At 62.7% G+C, this 20,584-nt stretch carries 13 protein-coding genes; 4 read left to right on the top strand and 9 right to left on the bottom strand.

Features of this window, described 5'->3' with window-relative positions; all coding sequences use genetic code 11:
* Positions 1-305: 305 nt before the first annotated feature.
* Positions 306-1,592, top strand: a complete 1,287-nt coding sequence (locus ADS46_RS00585; protein WP_066314849.1) for an aromatic ring-hydroxylating oxygenase subunit alpha — start codon at positions 306-308, stop codon at positions 1,590-1,592.
* Positions 1,593-1,757: 165 nt separating this feature from the next.
* Here ADS46_RS00585 and fdhF read toward each other — a convergent pair whose 3' ends face one another.
* The 3 genes from fdhF to fdhA form a co-directional block, all read right to left on the bottom strand.
* Entirely contained in the window at positions 1,758-4,619 is a 2,862-nt protein-coding gene (fdhF, locus tag ADS46_RS00580) for a formate dehydrogenase subunit alpha (protein WP_066315121.1), read from the bottom strand.
* 11 nt (positions 4,620-4,630) lie between these two features.
* Positions 4,631-6,349: an NADH-ubiquinone oxidoreductase-F iron-sulfur binding region domain-containing protein gene (locus ADS46_RS18675; protein ID WP_066314845.1), complete on the bottom strand. Its 1,719-nt coding sequence runs from the start codon at positions 6,347-6,349 to the stop codon at positions 4,631-4,633.
* A 132-nt stretch (positions 6,350-6,481) separates the two neighbouring features.
* Entirely contained in the window at positions 6,482-7,672 is a 1,191-nt protein-coding gene (fdhA, locus tag ADS46_RS00570) for a formaldehyde dehydrogenase, glutathione-independent (RefSeq protein WP_066314838.1), read from the bottom strand.
* A 244-nt stretch (positions 7,673-7,916) separates the two neighbouring features.
* Between fdhA and ADS46_RS00565 the strand changes: the two genes are divergently transcribed.
* The 3 genes from ADS46_RS00565 to ADS46_RS00555 all read left to right on the top strand — a co-directional run bounded on the left by ADS46_RS00565 (position 7,917) and on the right by ADS46_RS00555 (position 12,395).
* Complete coding sequence (locus tag ADS46_RS00565; protein WP_066314836.1) at positions 7,917-9,497, top strand: BCCT family transporter; 1,581 nt, start codon at positions 7,917-7,919, stop codon at positions 9,495-9,497.
* Positions 9,498-9,648: 151 nt separating this feature from the next.
* Complete coding sequence (locus tag ADS46_RS00560; protein WP_066314834.1) at positions 9,649-11,400, top strand: sodium:solute symporter family protein; 1,752 nt, start codon at positions 9,649-9,651, stop codon at positions 11,398-11,400.
* 107 nt (positions 11,401-11,507) lie between these two features.
* Entirely contained in the window at positions 11,508-12,395 is an 888-nt protein-coding gene (locus tag ADS46_RS00555) for a DMT family transporter (RefSeq protein WP_066314832.1), read from the top strand.
* Positions 12,396-12,468: 73 nt separating this feature from the next.
* On the opposite strand, the gene ADS46_RS00550 is transcribed toward ADS46_RS00555, so the two are convergent.
* From ADS46_RS00550 to ADS46_RS00525, 6 genes are all read right to left on the bottom strand, one after another.
* A complete protein-coding gene (locus ADS46_RS00550; protein WP_066314829.1) occupies positions 12,469-13,278 on the bottom strand; it encodes an electron transfer flavoprotein subunit beta in 810 nt (269 codons plus the stop codon).
* Positions 13,268-14,557: an electron transfer flavoprotein subunit alpha/FixB family protein gene (locus ADS46_RS00545; protein WP_066314826.1), complete on the bottom strand. Its 1,290-nt coding sequence runs from the start codon at positions 14,555-14,557 to the stop codon at positions 13,268-13,270. Before ADS46_RS00545 ends, ADS46_RS00550 begins: the two co-directional genes overlap by 11 nt.
* Positions 14,554-16,569, bottom strand: coding sequence for a (Fe-S)-binding protein (locus tag ADS46_RS00540; RefSeq protein WP_066314823.1), 2,016 nt, complete (start codon positions 16,567-16,569; stop codon positions 14,554-14,556). The genes ADS46_RS00545 and ADS46_RS00540 overlap by 4 nt, the downstream gene beginning before the upstream one ends.
* Positions 16,570-16,678: 109 nt before the next feature.
* The gene (gene dgcA / locus ADS46_RS00535; RefSeq protein ID WP_066314820.1) at positions 16,679-18,763 is read right to left on the bottom strand and encodes a dimethylglycine demethylation protein DgcA; all 2,085 of its coding nucleotides are present in this window, start codon (positions 18,761-18,763) and stop codon (positions 16,679-16,681) included.
* A gap of 24 nt (positions 18,764-18,787) precedes the next feature.
* Entirely contained in the window at positions 18,788-19,333 is a 546-nt protein-coding gene (locus ADS46_RS00530) for a DUF5943 domain-containing protein (protein ID WP_066314816.1), read from the bottom strand.
* An 82-nt stretch (positions 19,334-19,415) separates the two neighbouring features.
* Positions 19,416-20,393 carry a dipeptidase gene (locus ADS46_RS00525; protein ID WP_066314813.1) on the bottom strand — a complete coding sequence of 326 codons (978 nt, stop codon included), beginning with the start codon at positions 20,391-20,393 and terminating at the stop codon, positions 19,416-19,418.
* Positions 20,394-20,584: the final 191 nt, after the last annotated feature.

Raw genomic sequence — 20,584 nt, 5'->3', positions numbered from 1 at the left:
CAGCCAGTACCGTTGAGCTGCATTTTGGGGACGCGCCTGCTAACCGACTTACCTGACAGCGACGCGCGCTTACCTCGTGACACTCTTTATCGTCTGCAAACCACCTTTTTAGTCGTCACTACATCACCTGATGTCGCGGCTGGATAACTGGCAGGGAGGTGCCTGCCACACAATCTGTCACTCGATGCAGGTCGGGTATTAACAAAGCGCCAGGTTACGCGACAGAACAACAAGATTGAGCAATCTTGACTAACGGCCGACTCGCAGCCCTCGAGGGGGAAGCAGTGGTTTACGAGGATACTGGTATGGAACAACGTGTTTTAACTATGATGGACGACCCACTTGCCGCGGCTCGTGAGTCAACGGCCGAGATGCTGCAGACAAGAGAGCGCACCTTTTCGCTACCGCAGCCTTTTTATAACGATGCCCGCCTGTTCGCGCTTGATATGCAGGAAATTTTCGAGAAAGAGTGGCTGTTCGCCGGCATGACATGCGAGATACCGACCAAGGGTAACTTCATGACGCTGGACATCGGTGATAATCCGATCGTCATCGTGCGCGGCAGTGAGGGAACGATTCATGCGTTCCACAATGTCTGCCGCCACCGCGGTTCGCGGCTCTGCACAAAGGACAAGGGCAAGGTGGCAAAACTGGTTTGCCCCTACCACCAGTGGACCTACGAGCTTGATGGACGCTTGCTCTTCGCCGGCAGCGATATGGGTAGCGACTTCAACCTTGATCAGTTTGGCCTCAAGCCGGTCCATGCCCGCACGGCGGGAGGCTTCATCTTTATCAACTTAAACGAGGAACCGCCCGCCATTGACGAGTTTCTGGAAACGCTTGAGCATTACCTGGAGCCGTACCAGATGGACAACGTCAAGGTCGCCACGGAGTCCAGCATCGTCGAGCAAGCCAACTGGAAGCTGGTGATTGAAAACAACCGCGAGTGCTATCACTGCAACGGGGCTCACCCTGAGCTGCTGAACTCTTTGCAGGAATTTGATGACACCGACGACCCCCGCGCCACGCCGGCCTACAAGGCGCTGGTGGCACGCAAACAGGCCGACTGGGATAAGGAGCAGGTGCCTTACCAACTGACGCGCGTTGGCCAGCAGAACCGCCTGACCCGCACGCCGCTGCTGGATGGCATCGTGTCGATGACCATGGACGGCCAGCCCGGCTGCAAGAAGCTGATGGGCCGCCTGAAAAGCCCCGACATGGGCTCCCTGCGCATTCTGCACCTGCCCAACTCATGGAACCACTTCATGGGCGACCACGCCGTCGTGTTCCGCGTGTTGCCGCTTGGCCCACAGCAGACCATGGTGACCACCAAATGGCTGGTGCACAAGGACGCCGAAGAGGGTGTGGACTACGATCCTGAAGAGCTTCGCCGCGTGTGGGATGCCACCAACGACCAGGATCGTCAACTCGCCGAGGAGAACCAGCGCGGCATCAACTCCAAAGCCTACCAGCCCGGCCCCTACTCCGAGACTTACGAATTTGGCGTTATCGACTTTGTCGACTGGTACGCCAAGCGCATGCTCGAGAATCTGGAGCATGACGCCCCCTCACTGAAGCTGGCGCAAGGCTAAGCAGCACCGCCAAATGCCGGTAACGCAACGGGCCCGCCAATGCGGGCCCGTTGCGTGTGTGTGGCTGTCCACTCTGTCACGTCGACCTCCGCAAACAATGCAACTCCGTTGTCTGTTCGTCGACTCTCTGCACTGCCTTCCTTGGCAATCGCAGGGTTCTTTCCTCTAAACGCCCACCTCTTCCGGGGTCGGCATTTCCGAGCGGCTCAACCGGCAGGCGGCATACTTGAATTCGGGAATTTTCCCAAACGGGTCCAGCGCCGGATTGGTGAGTAGATTTGCCGCCGCTTCGCCATAACAGAAGGGCACGAAGACCATGCCCTCGGGCATGCCCGGGTCGGTTCTCGCCTTGAGGGTGATGGATCCTCGCCGGGTGGCGATGGTCAAATCATCGCCCGGGGCAATACCCAGTCGGATAAACTCAGCGGGCGCCAGGCTGGCCACGGCTTCCGGCTCCAGGTCGTCGAGCACCTTGGCACGCCGGGTCATGGAACCGGTATGCCAGTGCTCCAACTGACGCCCGGTGGTCAATACTGTCGGGTAGTCGTTGTCCACCGGCTCATCCGGGGGCAGTGGGCGCGTGGGTGCAAATTTCGCCCGACCGCTGGCGGTGGGAAACGCATCGCTGAAGACCACATCGTGCCCCGGCGCGTCCTCCGCCGGGCAGGGGTAGGTCACCGACTGCTCGCGCTCCAGCCGCGCCCAGGAAATGTGATCGAGGGAAGGCATGCCTTGTTTCATCTCGGCGAAGACGTCCTTTGGATGCTGGTAATTCCAGCCCAGACCGAAGCGCTTGGCGATTTCCTGGATAATCCACCAGTCCGGCTTGGCCTGGCCGGGCAGCGGCAGGGCAGCACGCCCCATCTGGACCTGACGATTGGTGTTGGTGACGGTACCGTCCTTCTCGGGCCAGGCGGAGGCCGGCAGGATGACATCGGCAAACTGGGCGGTCTCGGTGACGAAGAGGTCCTGCACCACCAGGTGCTCCAGCTTGGCCAGGGCGGCCCGCGCGTGGTCGAGGTCCGGGTCGGACATCGCCGGATTTTCGCCCTGGATATACATGCCGCGAATGGTGCCTGCGGCGATGGCGTCCATGATTTCCACCACGGTGAGCCCCGGCGCCGGGTCGAGCTTGGTATTCCACAGCTCCTCGAAGGCGGCGCGAACCTGGGCATCGCTGACCGGCTGGTAGTCGGGCATCACCATGGGAATCAGGCCCGCATCAGATGCGCCCTGAACATTGTTCTGCCCACGTAATGGGTGCAGGCCGGTGCCGGGGCGCCCGGTCTGACCACAGGCCAGGGCCAGCGAAATCAGACAGCGGGCGTTGTCGGTACCATGGGTATGTTGGGAAATGCCCATGCCCCAGAAGATCATCGCCCGCTCGGCGTTGGCGTAGAGCCTGGCCACCTCGCGGATGGTCTCGGGCTCGACCCCACACAGCCCGCTCATCGCTTCCGGGGTCATGTCCACAGTGTGCGTTTTAAGCGCCTCGAAGCCTTCGGTATGCTCGGCGATATAGGCCGCGTCATACAGCCCCTCGCTGATCACCACATTGAGCATGGCGTTGAACAGGGCCACGTCGGCCCCCGGCGAAAAGCGCACGCTCAGGTGGGCATAGGCATCCAGTGACTGACCGCGAGGGTCAAGAATCACGATCTTGGTGCCGCGCTTGGCGGCCTGCTTGAAGAAAGTGGCCGCCACCGGGTGGTTCACCGCCGGGTTGCAGCCGGTAAGGATTACCACGTCGGCCTGCTCGGCCTGCATGAAGGAGGCGGTGACCGAGCCTGAACCGATGCATTCCATCAATGCCGCCACTGAGCTTGCGTGACACAAACGGGTACAGTGATCCACGTGGTTGGAACCAAAGCCGGTACGCACCAGCTTCTGGAACAACCACGCCTCTTCGTTGGAGCACTTGGCGCTGCCGAAACCGGCCAGGGCGTCAGGGCCATGGGCCGTTTTAAGATCCACAAGCCCGCCGGCGGCGATTTCCAGGGCTTCGTCCCAGCTCGCCTCGCGGAAATGCGTTAGCGGCTTGGCCGGATCGAAGTCCGGGTCGATGCCCTTGGCAACGCCCTCACGACGAATCAGCGGGGTAATCAGCCGCGACGGATGGCGTGGATAGTCATAGCCGAAGCGCCCTTTGACACATAGCCGGTTCTGGTTGGAGGGGCCTTCGCGACCTTCCACATACAGGATCTCGTCGTCCTTGATATGGTAGGTGAGCTGGCAGCCCACCCCGCAGTAGGGGCACACCGAATCGACCTTGTGGTCGGCGGCGGTAGAATCACCGCGGCCCGCCTCATCGACCACGGTGGCGGGCATCAGCGCGCCGGTGGGGCAGGCCTGAACGCACTCGCCGCAGGCCACGCAGGTGCTATCCCCCATGGGGTCGTCGAAGTCGAAGACGATCTTCGAGGCCACGCCGCGGTTCGCCAGGCCGATGACGTCGTTGACCTGAACCTCCCGGCAGGCGCGCACACACAGGTTGCACTCGATGCAGGCATCGAGGTTGACGCGCATGGCGGAGTGGCTGTTGTCCTTCGTCAGTGCGTCTTCACGTGGCGCCACATGATGCACGGTGGGCGCCTGTCGCTCGTCGCGCCTGGGCAGCTTGCGGCGTACCGCGGTGGCATCGATGGCCAACTGGTCGGCCATGGCCCAGAAGTGGCTGGCACGGTCGGGGCTCGCTTCCCGCTCGGGCTGGTCGACCACCAGCATTTCCATGACCATCTTGCGGGCGGTATGCGCGCGCTCGGAGCTGGCGCTCTTGACCACCATGCCGGGCGTCGCCATGCGCAGACAGCTGGCGGCCAGGGCGCGCTCGCCCTCGATTTCCACCATGCAGGCGCGGCAGTTACCGTCGGCGCGGTAGCCGCTGGCGTCCTTGAAACACAGGTGGGGAATGGTTTCGCCGGCGCGCTTGGCGACCTGCCAGAGGCTTTCGCCGGGATAGGCGCTGACGTCAACACCGTCCAGCGTCAGCGTGAAGCTTGTACCTAGCGTCTGTTCGCTCGTGCTCATGTTCATCTCCCCTACCCCTTGACGATGACGTTCTGGGCGGCAAGCTCGCCGCGAAAATCCTTGAGCAGCCCCAGTACCGGATTGGGCGCCGCCTGGCCAAGCCCGCAGATGGAGGCGTCCACCATCACCTGTGAGAGCTGCGTCATCAGCCCGGCGTCCCACTCGTTGCGTTCGAGCAGGGTGAGCATCTTTTCCGTGCCCACCCGGCAGGGCGTGCACTGACCACAGGATTCGTCGGCAAAGAACGCCAGCAGATTGGTCGCGACCCCGCGCAGATCGTCCTGGTCGGAAAGCACGATCACCGCGGCGGAGCCAATAAAGCAGCCGTGCTCCTGGAGGGTGTCAAAGTCGAGGGGGATATCGGCCTTGGCCGCGGGCAGAATGCCGCCCGAGGCGCCGCCGGGTAGATAGGCCACCAGTCGATGGCCGTCGGCCATGCCGCCGCAGTACTCGTCAATCAGCTCGTTTAAGGTGATCCCCGCCGGTGCCAGATACACGCCGGGGTGCTTGACCCGACCTGAGACCGAGAAGCTGCGCACCCCCACCCGGCCATGGCGACCCTGGCTTGCAAAGGCCTCCGCGCCGCGCTGCCAGATCATCGGGATCCAGTAGACGGTCTCGACATTATTGACCAGCGTCGGCTGATCAAAGAGCCCCCTCTGGGCCACAAACGGCGGGCGATGGCGAGGCTTGCCCGGCTTGCCTTCCAGGGACTCGATCATCGCCGACTCTTCACCGCAGATGTAAGCCCCCGCGCCGCGCCGCAGTACGATATAGCCAGGCGCCACCAGGCCCGCCGCCTCGAGCTCGCCAATGGCCTCGCGTAGCACGCCATGCAAGGCCGGGTATTCATCGCGCAGGTAGATATACAGTGCCTCCGCGTCGACCGCCCAGGCGCTGACCAGGGCCCCTTCCAGGAACTGGTGCGGGGAGCGCTCCAGGTAATAGCGGTCCTTGAAGGTGCCGGGCTCGCCCTCGTCGGCATTGATGGCGCAATAGCGGGGCCCGGCCTCCTGGCGTACGAAATACCACTTCTTGAAGGTCGGGAACCCCGCGCCACCCAGGCCACGCAGATTGGCCTGCTGCATCGCCTCCATCAGTTCGTCTACCGTGACATCGCCTGCACGGCAGGCCTGAAGCAATGCCAGGCCACCCTCGCCGCGATAGTCGTCAAGGCGCTGCCAGTTGACGGGCTCGGGATGGAAGTGCCCTCCCTCGATCACCGACGCGACGCGCGCCTGGGTGGCGAACGGCACATGATAGTGCCCCACCTCGGCCACCGGTGCCGTGTCGCAGCGGCCCATGCAGGGCGCCCGCAGTACCCGCACCTGCTCGACATCCACGTTGGCTTCCAGCTGTGCCTTGAGCGCCTCGGCACCGGCCAGCTGACAGGACAGGGAATCGCAGACGCGGATAGTCACCGCAGGCGGCGCCTGCTGGTCGTCATGGATAACGTCAAAGTGAGCATAGAAGGTCGCGGTCTCGTAGACGGCGGCCATGGGCAGGTTCATGTAGGTCGCCAGGGCACGCAGATCCGCCAGCAGCAGATGGCCTCGAGCATCCTGGATGACGTGCAGGTGTTCGATCAGCAGGTCGCGGCGGCGCAGCGCGGCGTTCCGGCGTTCGTCGCCCAGAAGGTCGCGCAAGTCCTCAAGGCGGATGGGATCGAGTTCACGGCCGCGGGGCTTGCCGCGGAAGGGGCGCTTTGGAGTCACGGTCTGGACGGTCATTGGTCACTCATTATTAGCTCTACGGCTTTTTTTAACGGAGGAACGAAGACGGCACCCCGCAGGGCGCCGTCTAGGATCTCACTAACCTGCCCTCAGACGGGAGCAGACGTTGCTAGGCGGTTGCCTCAGCTATCAGGCCACGCTGCCATGGGGATCGATGACGAATTTCTTGGCCGCACCGCCGTCGAAGTCGGCATAACCCTGGGGCGCCTGATCCAGGTTGATCATCTGGACATTGACCGCATCGGCGATATTGACCTTGCCAAACAGAATAGCCTGCATCAGCGGGCGATGGTACTTCATTACCGGACACTGACCGGTATGGAAACTGTGGGACTTGGCCCAGCCGAGACCAAAGCGCATGCTCAGGGCACCCTGCTTGGCCGCCTCGTCTTCCGAACCTGGGTCTTCGGTCACGTAGAGGCCGGGAATGCCGATCTGGCCGCCCGCGCGGGTCAGCGACATCGCCGAGTTGAGCACCGTGGCAGGCGCTTCCTTGCCGTGGTTGCAGCCGCAGGCGTGGGCCTCGAAGCCGACGCAGTCGACAAAGGCATCGACCTCACGCTCGCCGAGAATCACCTCGATCTTGTCGGCCATGTCGCCGTCCTGGGTCAGGTCGATGGTCTCGCAGCCAAAGCTACGGGCCTGGACCAGGCGCTCTTCGATCATGTCGCCGACGATCACACAGGCCGCGCCCAGCAGTTGGGCGGAAACCGCCGCCGCCAGCCCGACGGGACCCGCTCCGGCGATATAGACGGTGCTGCCTGGGCCGACACCGGCTGTCACACAGCCGTGGAAGCCGGTGGGGAAGATATCGGAGAGCAGCGTCAGGTCCTTGATCTTCTCCATGGCCTGATCGGCGTCCGGGAATTTCAGCAGGTTAAAGTCGGCATAGGGGACCATGACGTATTCGGTCTGACCGCCGACCCAGCCGCCCATGTCCACGTAGCCGTAGGCGGCACCAGGACGCGATGGATTGACGTTGAGGCAGATGCCGGTCTGGCCGGACTTGCAGTTGCGGCAGCGGCCACAGGCAATATTGAACGGCACCGAGACCAGGTCGCCCGGCTTGATAAATTCAACGTCGCGACCGGCCTCGACCACCATGCCGGTGATTTCGTGGCCGAGTACCAGGCCAGGCTGGGCGGTGGTGCGGCCGCGAACCATATGCTGGTCGCTGCCGCAGATGTTGGTTGTGACGACCTTGAGAATCACGCCGTGCTCGCACTTGCGATTACCAAGGGCAAGTTCGGGATAAGCGATAGACTCAACGGCGACCTCACCCGGCCCCTTGTAGACGACTCCGCGATTGGCTGCATTCATGGCTGGCTCCTGTGGATTATTATTCTGCTCGATAGAGTGAATTGCGCTTATCCAGCCTATCTCCTCCGCCTCCCGGGACTTGCTCAGCAAAGGCATTCACATATCTATTCGAGACATCCCCGTCAGGACGGATAGATGGAGGTCGCTTTCACGACACTGTTGTTCTGAAACAGGCTCAACAATTTGCAGGTTCGGTGGCGCGTACGCCTCACCGACGCCTAACAAGAGCCACCAAGGAAACCCAATGAACAACAATGACGACCCGGTCCTGTCGCCCGGACAGGACAACACTCAGATAATGGGGCTGGATTTTCATAATCCGGTTTTCCCGCTGTCGGCGCTGGCCATTCTGGCCTTCATTCTTTACGCGCTCATCTACCCGGATGCTGCCAACAGTCATCTGGGCTTTGCCAAGAACTGGTCGATCGAACACTTCGACTGGCTGTTCATGATCGCGGGCAATATCTTTGTCGTGTTCTGCCTCGTGTTGATCTGCCTGCCGCTGGGGCGGATTCGCCTGGGCGGCAAGGACGCCAAGCCGGAATACTCGCTCGCCTCCTGGTTCGCCATGCTGTTTGCGGCGGGCATGGGCATCGGCCTGATGTTCTGGAGCGTGGCCGAACCGGTGGCCTACTACACCGACTGGTACGGCACCCCCCTGAATGCACCGGCGGGGACCCCGGAGGGCGCCAGCGCCGCCATGGGGGCGACCATGTTCCACTGGGGCCTGCACCCCTGGGCAATCTACGGCGTGGTCGCCCTGTCCCTGGCCTTCTTCGCTTATAACAAAGGCATGCCGCTGACGCTGCGTTCCGCCTTCTACCCGATACTGGGCGAGCGGACGAGGGGCTGGGCGGGCCATATCATCGACATCTTTGCCGTGCTGGCCACCATCTTCGGCCTGGCCACCTCGCTTGGCTTTGGCGCCACCCAGGCAGCCGGTGGGCTTGCCTACCTGTTCGGCATCCCCAATACCATCGGCACCCAGCTGGCGATTATCGTGGCCGTGACGGTGATTGCGCTGTTCTCGGTATGGCGGGGCATCGACGGTGGTGTCAAGCTGTTCTCGAACATCAACATGGTCATCGCCGCACTGCTATTGCTGTTTGTGGTGATCGCAGGACCGACTTTGATGATCGTGACCGGGATCGGCACCACGGCGCTGGACTACGTGGGCCACTTGCTGCCGCTGTCGAACTGGATTGGCCGCGAGGACGATACCTGGTACCACGGCTGGACGATCTTTTACTGGGCGTGGTGGATTTCCTGGTCGCCGTTCGTCGGCATGTTCATTGCCCGCGTATCAAAGGGACGCACGGTGCGTGAGTTCCTGATCGCCGTGCTACTGGTGCCGACGCTGGTCACCCTGGTGTGGATGAGCGCCTTTGGCGGCACGGCGCTTTTCCAGGCCTCAAACGGCGTAGGCGAGCTGGCCAATGGCATTGGCGACGTATCGCTGGCCATGTTCCACATGCTGGAGCAACTCCCCCTGACCAGCATCACCTCGACGCTCGCGATCATTCTGGTGCTGGTGTTCTTCATTACCTCGTCGGACTCTGGTTCACTGGTGATCGACAACATCACCGCGGGCGGCAAGACCGATGCGCCCAAGGGCCAGCGGGTGTTCTGGGCCGCGCTTGAGGGCGTGATTGCCGGCGTGCTGCTGTACGGCGGCGGCAACACGGCACTCAGCGCGCTGCAGGCAGGCGCCGTGGCCACCGGGCTGCCCTTCACGCTGGTGCTGCTGGTGATGTGCTTCAGCCTTTACATGGGGTTGCACAAGGAGTGGCGGGAGCTCAACGCCGTGCCCACCCCGGCGCGCTGATCGACGCTCTGCTGCTATCGGGGCGCCATTATCATGGCGCCCCGTTTGTGGGTGTCGTTATTGCTGCAATGGGTGCCGCTGGCAACAATGAGCACGCCGACAAAGCGCTGCATCATGCCTGAACAATGTCAACAACCCCATGGTTATACTCATGATTTATACCACCGCAATACTGTTGAGCCTGGTCGGCTATTTTGTCATCGGCCATCTGGCCGGACGACGCGTCAAGGGGCTGGATGACTATCTGGTCGCCGGTCGCAATGCGCCTACCTTCTTTATCCTGGGCACGCTGGTGGCCAGCTACCTGAGTACCAGCGCCTTTCTCGGCGAAACGGGCTTTGCCTATCAGGGCTACCCGTTCGTCATGCTGATTTTTGCCGCGGTCAGCACCTCGGGCTGCCTGCTGGGCGCGCTGGTGTTCGGCCGCTACCTACGCCGCAGCGGCGCCAAGACCGTGCCGGAGTTTTTTGGCAAGCGCTTTGCCTCGCGGCGCGTCCAGATCATTGCCGGGCTCACCACGGTGTTCGGCCTGGGGGCGTACCTGCTGGGGGTCATGCAGGGTGCGGGCATCATGTTCGCCGAGCTGACCGGCATGCCCTACTGGGTGGGTCTGGTGCTGGTGTGGGCGACCTACACCGGCTTTATTCTCTATTCGGGCTCGCCCGGTGTGATGTTGACCGATACCGTCATGTTCGTGATCTTCTCGCTGGCCGCAGTGGGCGGGTCGCTCTACGTGATCCACGACCTGGGTGGCTGGAGCGGCGTTGTCGAGGGCCTGCTGAGCCAGACCGACAAGCCCGGCATTGCCTTGTGGCACGGGGTGATCGAAGGGCCTGATGCCAGCTTCTCCTCCCCCGGCGAGGCGCTCGTCTGGGGGTTGACCCTGGGCCTCGTCTGGGCGGCGGTGCGGGCGGCCAGCCCCTGGCAGTCCAGCCGCTACCTGATGGCGCGTAACGAGCACGTGGTGATGCGCTCGGCCATGCTCACGGCGGTGGCACTCGGCGTCTTCTATGCGCTGATGATGATGACCGGTGCGGCGATCAATCTCTACGACCCGACCCTCGACCCCGAACGCTCCATGGTCTGGGTGGCGCTCAATATCCTGCCCGCCTGGCTTGGGGTGGTCATTCTGACCGGGGTATTCGCGGCCGGGCTGTCGTCCTGCTCGACGTTCCTGTCGATCATCGGCTTTAGCCTTTCCAACGATATTCTGCCCGCCTCGCTGAACGAGAAATCGGCCTTGCGCAAGAGCCGGATCGCGGTACTTGCAGCGGGACTGATCGCGCTGGTGCTGGCGCTCTTCCAGCCGCCGGCGGTCATGGCGGTGGTCTGGTTTGCCGCCACGCTGTTTGCCTCCTCCTGGGGGCCGGTGGCCCTGATGAGCATCTGGAGTCGGCGGATTACCGCTGCGGGCGCCAGTTGGGGCCTGGCGGTCGGTTTTGTCGGCAACCTGATCCTCTCCCTGATGGTGCAGGCCGAGTGGGTCAGCCTGCCGGTATACCTGCACCCGGTGTTGCTGAGCACGCTGATGGCGCTGGCGGCCATTATACTGGCGTCCGCCCTGACCCGCGTCAGCCCAGCCGAAGCCGATTACCGGGCCTCCCTGCATGAATTCGATGCCCGGGCACTGAGCGGCTGGGTGTCCGGCACCCGCTGGATCGCGCTATGCACCATGCTCTCCGGGGTCGCTATCGGGCTGTTCTTGTGGCAACAATACGCGGTTACCCTGGCGGGCTTCGCCGAGCGCTTCGGGCTCTCCTCCGGCGCGGTGCAGGGTGGCTACCTGCTGGCGGTCGGCTGCGGCGGTATGCTGCTGCTTGCCGGTGCCGTCGGCTACCGGGTGGTGCGCCCCCGCCTCCAGAACGCCGCTGCGGCGACTGCGGCCAAGGTCGACACCCCCTAGGCACAGGAAAATCAGGCGAGCCAATGACCTTTGGCCCGCCTGAATGCCCCAACCGCCCACCTGACCGGTGGGCGGTCCTCTTTGTATTCACGGCCGGGAGTCCGACAATGCCAACAAGTCATTACCAGCGTGGTCTCGTCATGGTGGTGCTGGGCGTGATGTTTCTCAGCTTCGACGGTTTGCTGATACGCCTGGCGCGCACCGACGGCTGGACCATCGTGTTCTGGCGCGGGTTATTGATGTGCTGCGTGCTGGGGCTTGTGTGCTGGGCAGGCAAGCGGCTGGCGACGCTGAGCCGTCACCCGGTTTCCTCACTTGCCTCCGCCCTGTTGCTGGGGCTGATATCCAGCCTGTTTGTGCTGGCGGTCATGAACGCCAAGGTGGCCAACGTGGTGGTAATCCTGAGCACCGCACCGCTGTTTGCCGCGCTTTTCTCGCGGATTTTTCTGGGCGAAAGCGTCGCGCTGCGAACCCTGGTGGCCATTGCCGTCTGCATGCTGGGTATGAGCCTGGTCTTCATGGGCGACGGTGCCATGGGGATGCTGGCAGGTAACCTTTACGCCCTGGCGGCAGCAGCGGCCATTGGCGGCAACCTGACGCTGCTACGCCGCTATCCAGCGATTGACACCATGACGGTGGTCGCTGGCGGCGGCCTGCTTTCGGCGGCCATTGCCCTGCCCATGGCGTCACCGCTGACCCTGGACGCCGAACGCTATGGCGTACTGGCGTTGATGGGGCTGATACAGATGCCCTTGGCCACGGTGCTGATCAACAGCGCCACCCGCTACCTGCCGTCGACTGAGGTGGCGCTGTTCTATCTGGTCGAAACCGCGCTGGGCACGCTATGGGTCTGGTGGCTATTGGGCGAGACGCCTGGCGTCTCGACGCTCATGGGAGGGGCGGTCGTGATCACGGTGCTGGTGCTGCACGCCTGGCGCGGCTTGCACCTGGAACGCCAGCGCCTTGAACTGTATCCGGGCTGGGTTGGCAAATAGCCCGTCCAGCCGTGAAAAAGCCCGCCGAGAGGCGAGCTTAAAAGGCGATTGAATACAGTGTGATAAAGGCACCTCAGCGCAGCACGCCTTCCTCCTTGAGTAGCGTAAAAATCGCCTCGGCGCCCTGTTCGGGTGTCACATCGTTCAACAGTTGTCCGCCGCCGCTGTCGGCCTTGGCCGCTGCTGCCTTGAAACGGTCTCGCGCCGAGGCTGACTTGACGATTTTTAGCCGTTTGGGCCGCTTGCGTGCGGGCTGCACACGCCACTGGGTTTGCAGCTCATCGGTCACGCTGGCGCAGGCACAATCCGCCAACTCACCGCGTCGTGCTGGGCCGAAGGCGCTCTGGCGCGCGGCCGGGGCACTGCTATCCACCGTGGCGATGGCCGGTAAGCGTACCTTCAGGCGGCGGCGTTTGCCCCGTGGCAGCGCCTGCAGCACCGTGGCGACACCCTGCTCGATGCTTTCGATTTCCGCCAGGCCACTGACCACCGTCCAGCCGAGTGTCTCGGCCAGCATATAGGGCACCAGACCCGAGCCCTCTCCCGTCTCGGCGCGCGTCCCCGTCAGCACCAGCTGCGGCGCGGCGAAGCGCAGTATGTTGGCCAAAGCCGGAACGACGTCGGCATCCGAGTCCTGCTGAATGCGTTTGACCCTGCTGATGCCCATCCCCAGATAGCCACGCATGGCGTCCTCGCAGGATTCACCACCATCGCCTGCATGCATGAGTTGAACGCTGGCATCACCCAGGGACAGCGCCATTTCCACCGCGCGGGCATCATGGTCGGCACGCCGCGCCCGCCCGGTCAGCGGATGACGCCCCACCGACACCAGAACAGCAACGCTGAGCTCAGCGTTATTCAATGTGTTGACGTTATGCGGCATCGCGATTCTCCTGCTGCTGTTCTCGATAACGCTCGACACGTGCGACCAGCGCGGCGAGGATTTCGCCGGCGTCGCCGATGACGGCGAGATCGGCTCGCTTGACCATATCGCACCGCTCGTCCAGGTTAATGGCAACGACCTTCTCGCAGGTCTGAATACCCTGGAGGTGCTGTATGGCCCCCGAAATGCCCACCGCCACATAGACGCGCGCGGACACCCAGGTGCCAGATGCGCCTACCTGACGATCGCGGGCCATGAATCCATCGTCCACGGCGACGCGCGATGCTCCCTTGGCCGCACCGAGCACCTGGGCGGCGTGGTGGTAGCCCTCCCAATCCTTGACACCATTCCCGGCCGACAGAATGAACTCCGCCTCTGCCAGTGACACGCTGGCGGGATCGACGGGGACTTCGCCCATGTCCTCGATACGTCCCAGCACGTCGGGCATAGGCTGGTTCAGCTCGACCGGCTGGGCGGCATGACGGGTCTCGCTGACCGGCTCGGCGCATTCTGCAAGCGCCAGCACAACGCGTGGCAGGTGGCGGGTAATATCGCTCGTACCGGCGGCACCGCGTGCCGTACAACGCCATCCGGTTGCGCTATGTTCATCCGCCTCGACCTGCCAGACCTGGGTCGCTGGACGCTCACCCAGCCGCACGGCCAGGCGCCGCCCCTGCTCGCCGCCACCGAGCGGTGAGTCGGGCACCAGCCAGAAGCGGGGTGCCATCTCCCGCTCTACGGCGCTCAAGGCCGCCAGCCGCGCCTCCGGAGCAAAGCCCGCATAGACCTCGTCATCCAAGTGCACAATGCGATCAATACCGGCGTCGCCCAGTGCCGCTTCTTTATGCTCGCCAAACACAATCGCTACCACGGCGCCGGGATGCTCGCCATCGGCATCCGCCATTTGCCGGGCCAGCCCCAGCAGGTCCTTATCGTGACCTGACAGTCGCCCGCCGGTCAGATCAGGCACCACGGCCACCAGGAAGGCGGGATCTTCAATGGTTACTGTGCGGCGGCTGTCTTGAGGAGCCGCTGTTGTCGCGGCGGCCTGCCCGCCTTGCTGAAGACCGCTACGGTCAATACGCTTGATGCCATTGGGGCCGATAAAGCCGGCCGCACGGGGGTTCTTGCGCACCACACCGTTGGGCCCAAACCACTCACTGGCGCCTCCGTTGCCCATCTCGGCAAGCACACTGGCATGCTCGGGATGCAGACGGTTGCGGGCGATCCACTCGCGACGCGGATCGCGGCGCTGATTGTAGCGAATAGTCTCACTCATACGATCACCTCTTCAGCTGTCGTCGTTGCAGCGGGCTGGCGGGACGCGCCGGACGCCTCCCCGGCGGGACGCTCCACCAGGGCATCCGCCACCAGTTCAGCGATATCGCGCACCTCGGCGCTGGTATCCACCACGCCTTCCAGCATCGCCGTGCACTGGGGGCAGCCCACCGCGACCAGCTCGGCGCCGCTCTCCTTGACGTCATTCATGCGCATGTCGGGAATCCGCTGCTTGCCGGGAATATCGGTAATTGGCGCGCCGCCACCGCCGCCGCAGCAGCGCGAGCGCGAGCCGGAGCGCTCCATCTCCTTGACCTCGATGCCCAGCGCCTTGAGCACGTTGCGGGGCGCCTCAAACTCGCCGTTATAGCGCCCCAGGTAACAGGGGTCGTGATAGGTGACGCTGCCGCCCTTCCAGGGGGAGAAGGCCAGCCGGCCCGCGTCATACAATTCCGCAATGAAGGTGCTGTGATGACGTACCTCATAGACGCCACCCAGCTCGCCATACTCATTGCCCAACACATGAAAGCTGTGGGGGTCACAGGTGACGATCTGCTGGAAGCGGTACTTGGAAAGGGTGGCAATATTGCGCTTCGCCAGGGACTGGAACGTTGCTTCGTCGCCCAGACGCCGTGCCACGTCACCGCTGTCACGCTCTTCATCTCCCAGGACCGCGAAATCCACCTCGGCGGCGCGCAGCACCTTGACCAGTGCGCGCAGGGTGCGCTGATTACGCATGTCAAAGCTGCCGTCACCCAGCCACAACAGCACATCGACCTGTTGGAGGTCTGCCATGCGAGGGAGGTTGAGATCCGCCGCCCAGTTGAGCCGTGAGCCGGGATCAAAACCGCCGAGGTTGTCGGTGGCGATCAGGTTGTCGAGCACCTCGGCGCCCTTGTTGGGGGTCTTGCCTCGCTCTAACGTCAGGTGGCGGCGCATGTCGACAATCGCATCCACGTGCTCGATCATCATCGGGCACTCTTCGACACAGGCGCGGCAGGTCGTACACGACCACAGCGTCTCGGCGTCCACCAGCGACGCGCCCTCCGGCAATGCAGCAGGGGCCACGATCGGCCCATGGGGGGTACCGTGGTGCTCACCCACCGGTTTGCCGGGGTAAGGCGTGCCAGCGTAATTGGCATCACTGCCACCGGCCATGCCGACGACCATGTCCTGGATCAGTTTCTTGGGGTTGAGCGGCTGACCCGCGGCAAGGGCCGGACACGCCGCCTCGCAGCGGCCGCACTGTACGCAGGCATCGAAGCCCAGCAGCTGATTCCAGGTGAAATCGGCGGGCTTTTCCACGCCCAGGGGCGCCGCCTCGTCCTCCAGGTTCAGCGCCTTGAGGCCCGTTGAACGACCGCCGCCCCCTTTCTTGGTTGAAAAGCGCTCGGGCCGACGGTGGAAAGCCAGATGCAGGGCGCCTGCAAAGGCGTGCTTCATGGGACCGCCCCAGGTCATGCCGAAGAACATTTCGCCCAGGCCCCAGGCCACTAAGCCCACCAGCACCACCACAAGGAACCAACTGGCGCTTCCTTCAAGCAAGCCTTCGGGTAGCAGGCCCACCGTGGGCAAGGTGATCAGGAAGACACTAACCGAAAACGCCATCAGGCTCTTGGGCAGGCGCATCCAGGGGCCTTTGGAGAGGCGCGCCGGAGGATTGATACGCCGCCGCGCCACGAAGAGGCTGCCGATGAACATTGAGGCACTGGCAAGCAGTAATAACCCACCCAGCAGCGGGTTGGCGATACCCAGACCATGCACCAGGATCATCAGCACGGCGGCGGCCACGAAGCCACCAGCGGTGGCCACGTGGGTATTGGAGATCATTTTGTCGCGGGCGACGACATGGTGCAGGTCCACCAGGTAACGGCGCGGCAACGCCGCCAGCCCCTTGAACAGGTTGACGGGTGCTGGCCGCCCCTGACGCCACAGGCGTATACGGCGCAAGGCACCGATCACCGCCAGGGCCAGGGCAGTAAAAATCAGTATCGGAAGTATTGTATTTAGCATCACAGCTCACCTAACGGGCGAGCTGGAAGCTGGAAGCCGGAAGCCGGAAGAAAAGGGCAAAGCGCTGCGATTCACTTCCAGCTTCTAGCTTCTGGCTTCCAACTGGTGGTTAAAAATCCTTGCAGATCCGCAGGGCGTCGTAGATCGCGGCGTGCGTATTACGCGGCGCCGTGCAGTCACCCAGACGGAACAGCAGGAAGCCATCGCTATTGGCGCCGCCCTCTTCCATCAGGCAGGGCTGCGCCTGGGCGGCGTAGAGCGCCTCAAGGTCCACCTGGCCTTTGTTGCGGGATTGTTCCTTGAGGTCATAGTAAAGCGCCTCATCGGGACGCACGCCGTTCTCCACCACCACCTGATCGACCACGCGCTCCTCCAGGGCACCGGTGTACTCATTCTCGAGCACCGCCACCAGGCCGTCACCTTCACGGTAGACCTTATGCAACATCAGGTCGGAGGACATGATCACCTCTTTCTCGTAGAGGCTGCGGTAGTAGGTGGGGAAGGTGGTACCGCCCACCGCCGCGCCGGGCTTGATATCGTCGGTGACGATCTCTACCTTGGCGCCCTTTTCGGCAAGGAAATCCGCCGCCGAGACGCCGGAAAATTCGCAGATGGCGTCATAGATCAGCACGTTATTGCCGGGGGCCACCTTGCCGGAGAGTATATCCCAGGTGCTGACCACCAGGCTTTCCCCGGTATCCTCAGAGTAGCCCCACTCCGGATGCTGACTGAGGAAGGGTTGGCCGCCCGTCGCCAGCACCACGATATCCGGACGCAGGTCGAGCAGCGCCGCCTCGTCGGCGCGGGTGCCCAGGCGCAGGTCGACGTCAAGCCGCGCCAGCTCCAACTGAAACCAGCGGGTGATACCGGCGATCTGGTCGCGTTGTGGGGCCTGGGCGGCAATGGTGATCTGTCCGCCCAGCGCTTCAGCCGCCTCGAACAGGGTGACATCGTGGCCGCGCTCGGCGGCAACGCGGGCGGCTTCCATACCGCCGGGGCCACCGCCCACCACCACGACCTTGCGCTTGGCGCCCTCGGTCTTCTCGATGATATGCGGCAGGCCCATGTATTCCCTGGATGTCGCCGCGTTCTGGATACACAGCACGTCCAGACCCTGGTACTGGCGGTCGATGCAGTAGTTGGCGCCCACGCACTGCTTGATCTGGTCCACCTGGCCCATCTTGATCTTGGCGATCAGGTGCGGGTCGGCAATATGCGCCCGGGTCATGCCCACCAGATCCACATAGCCCCCTTCGAGAATACGCTGGGCCTGGTTGGGATCCTTGATGTTCTGGGCGTGGATCACCGGCACATTGACCACTTCCTTGATCCCTGCCGCCAGGTGCAGGAAAGGCTCCGGCGGGTAGGACATGTTGGGGATGACGTTGGCCAGGGTGTTGTGGGTGTCGCAGCCGGAGCCGATCACGCCAAAGAAATCCACCTGGCCGGTGGCATCGTAGTAGGCGGCGATCTGCTTCATGTCGTCGTGGGAGAGGCCGTCCGGGTGAAACTCGTCACCGCAGATACGCATGCCGACGCAGAAGTCGTCACCCACCTCGGCGCGTACCGCCTTCAGCACCTCCAGGCCGAACTTCATGCGCCCCTCGAAGCTGCCGCCCCACTCGTCCTCGCGCTTGTTGACCCGGGGGCTCCAGAACTGGTCGATCAGATGCTGGTGCACGGCGGAAAGCTCGACGCCGTCCAGCCCACCTTCCTTTGCCCGGCGAGCCGCCTGGGCAAAGTCGCCGATGATGCGCCAGATTTCTTCCTCTTCGATGGTCTTGCAGGTGGAACGATGCACCGGTTCACGGATCCCTGACGGCGATAGCAGGGTCGGCCAGTCGAAGCCGTCCCAGCGTGAACGGCGCCCCATGTGGGTGATCTGGATCATGATCTTGCCGCCATGCTTGTGCACGGCGTCCGCCAGGTTCTGAAAGTGCGGGATGATACGGTCGGTGGAAAGATTAACCGAGCTCCACCAGCCCTGGGGGCTGTCGATGGACACCACCGACGAGCCACCGCAGATGGATAGACCACAGCCACCCTTGGCCTTTTCCTCGTAGTACCTGACGTAGCGCTCAGTGGTCATGCCCCCGTCGGTGGCGTGTACCTCGGCGTGGGCGGTACTGACCACGCGATTGCGAATGGTCAGCTTGCCGATCTCGATCGGCTCGAAAATTGCGTCAAATGCCATGATTTTCTCTCCTCATTCCCGCGGTTAGCGGGTGGCGTCGTTCAGCGGCCCAACGTTGAAGACACCCACATCACAACCAGGCTCAGCGGCACTCTGTGTCTGCTCAGCGACGGTACGCAAGTCGCTGCCACGCGCGGCAAGAATCTGGTCCATGGCCCCGGCAAACCAACCGGTGAACATGTACTCTTCCTTTTTTCCTGTCTTGCCAAGCTGGTAAACAAAGGCACTGTGCTCCAGCCGCACTCTCGCCGTACCGGCTTCGAGGTCGATGTGTTCGGTAATGAAGAGTCCCCAGCCGCGCTGGGAGAGGCGCGTCATGTAATGTTCGAAGACGGCCACGCCCTCGATCCCATGGCATTCGGCTTCTTTCTCGCACCAGTGCCAGGCACTCTTGTAACCAGCGTGGTACAGGATCTCTGCGTACTTCTCGGCACCCAGCGCCTCTTCGACGGCCACATGGTTGTTGATAAAGAAGTGTCGCGGCACATACAGCATCGGCAGGGCGTCGCTCGTCCAGACGCCGGTCTCGCTATCCACTTCGATAGGCAGTGCGGGGGCCAGTTTGGTCACGGTTGTATTCCTCAAAATCTTTGTTATGTCAGGTTATCGACGGGGCTAACCCCTCACTTCGGAGACAGCCGCCTGTGCTTATTCAGGCGCCCCAGACATCCTTGAGCACGCGCACCCAGTTCTCGCCCATGATCTTGCGCACCTGGGACTCGCTCATGCCGCGCTTCAGGAGCGCCTCGGTCAGATTGGGGAACTCCCCGATGGTGCGAATCCCTTCAGGGTTGATGATCGTGCCAAAGTCCGTCAGGCGGCGGGCATAGCCCTTGTCATGGGTCAACCACTCGAAGAATTCATGGTCATGCCCCTGGGTGAAGTCGGTGCCGATACCAATGGCATCCTCCCCCACGATGTTCATGATGTACTCGATGGCCTCGCAGTAATCGTCGATGGTGGAATCAACGCCCTTCTTGAGAAACGGGGTAAACATGGTGACGCCGACAAAGCCGCCGTGGTCGGCAATGAACTTCAGCTCTTGATCGGATTTATTGCGCGGATGCTCCTTGAGCCCGGAAGGCAAGCAGTGGGAGTAGCAGACCGGCTTCTGGGACTCGAGGATGACTTCCTCGGAGGTCTTGGCGCCCACGTGCGAGAGGTCGCACATGATGCCGACACGGTTCATCTCGGCCACGATTTCGCGACCGAAGCCGGACAGGCCGCCGTCGCGCTCGTAGCAGCCGGTTCCCACCAGATTCTGGGTGTTGTAGCACATCTGTACGATGCCCACGCCCAACTGCTTGAAGATCTCGACATAGCCGATCTGATCCTCAAAGGCGTGGGCGTTCTGGAAGCCGTAGATGATGCCGGTCTTGCCTTCTTCCTTGGCCCGGGTGATATCCGCCGTGGTTCGCACCGGGCGCACCAGGTCGCTGCATTCGGCCATCAACTGGTTGGACCTAACGATATTATCGACGGTCGCCTGGAAACCTTCCCATACCGAAACCGTACAGTTGGCAGCGGTCAGACCGCCGCGCCGCATATCTTCAAGCAGCTCACGGTTCCATTTGGCGATGATCAGACCATCGATGACGATAGCGTCATCGTGCAATTCTGTAGGGGACATGGCTAAGCTCCGACATTGATGAATGTAGCGAGCATAGCGCTGACGTCGGGATGGGCTGCTCTTGGAAACGACAGCGGAAATTCCAAAAGCGTCATGGTGTCGCGAACACCACCACTCGTCGCGCACCTTCAAAACATTTATCGCAGCGTCACGCTGACATGGAGAGTAGCAGTCATAAAAAAACGTGCTGC

It is taken from the genome of Halomonas sp. G11, from assembly GCF_001663515.1.
Taxonomy (GTDB): Bacteria; Pseudomonadota; Gammaproteobacteria; order Pseudomonadales; family Halomonadaceae; genus Vreelandella.
This window is presented reverse-complemented; position numbering and strand designations above follow the sequence as displayed.

Excerpts from the sequence above, each read along its gene's own strand:
- ADS46_RS00585 (WP_066314849.1), top strand. The coding sequence starts at position 306 with ATGGAACAACGTGTTTTAACTATGATGGACGACCCACTTGCCGCGGCT.
- fdhF (WP_066315121.1), bottom strand. The coding sequence starts at position 4,619 with ATGAGCACGAGCGAACAGACGCTAGGTACAAGCTTCACGCTGACGCTG.
- ADS46_RS18675 (WP_066314845.1), bottom strand. The coding sequence starts at position 6,349 with ATGACCGTCCAGACCGTGACTCCAAAGCGCCCCTTCCGCGGCAAGCCC.
- fdhA (WP_066314838.1), bottom strand. The coding sequence starts at position 7,672 with ATGAATGCAGCCAATCGCGGAGTCGTCTACAAGGGGCCGGGTGAGGTC.
- ADS46_RS00565 (WP_066314836.1), top strand. The coding sequence starts at position 7,917 with ATGAACAACAATGACGACCCGGTCCTGTCGCCCGGACAGGACAACACT.
- ADS46_RS00560 (WP_066314834.1), top strand. The coding sequence starts at position 9,649 with ATGATTTATACCACCGCAATACTGTTGAGCCTGGTCGGCTATTTTGTC.
- ADS46_RS00555 (WP_066314832.1), top strand. The coding sequence starts at position 11,508 with ATGCCAACAAGTCATTACCAGCGTGGTCTCGTCATGGTGGTGCTGGGC.
- ADS46_RS00550 (WP_066314829.1), bottom strand. The coding sequence starts at position 13,278 with ATGCCGCATAACGTCAACACATTGAATAACGCTGAGCTCAGCGTTGCT.
- ADS46_RS00545 (WP_066314826.1), bottom strand. The coding sequence starts at position 14,557 with ATGAGTGAGACTATTCGCTACAATCAGCGCCGCGATCCGCGTCGCGAG.
- ADS46_RS00540 (WP_066314823.1), bottom strand. The coding sequence starts at position 16,569 with ATGCTAAATACAATACTTCCGATACTGATTTTTACTGCCCTGGCCCTG.
- dgcA (WP_066314820.1), bottom strand. The coding sequence starts at position 18,763 with ATGGCATTTGACGCAATTTTCGAGCCGATCGAGATCGGCAAGCTGACC.
- ADS46_RS00525 (WP_066314813.1), bottom strand. The coding sequence starts at position 20,393 with ATGTCCCCTACAGAATTGCACGATGACGCTATCGTCATCGATGGTCTG.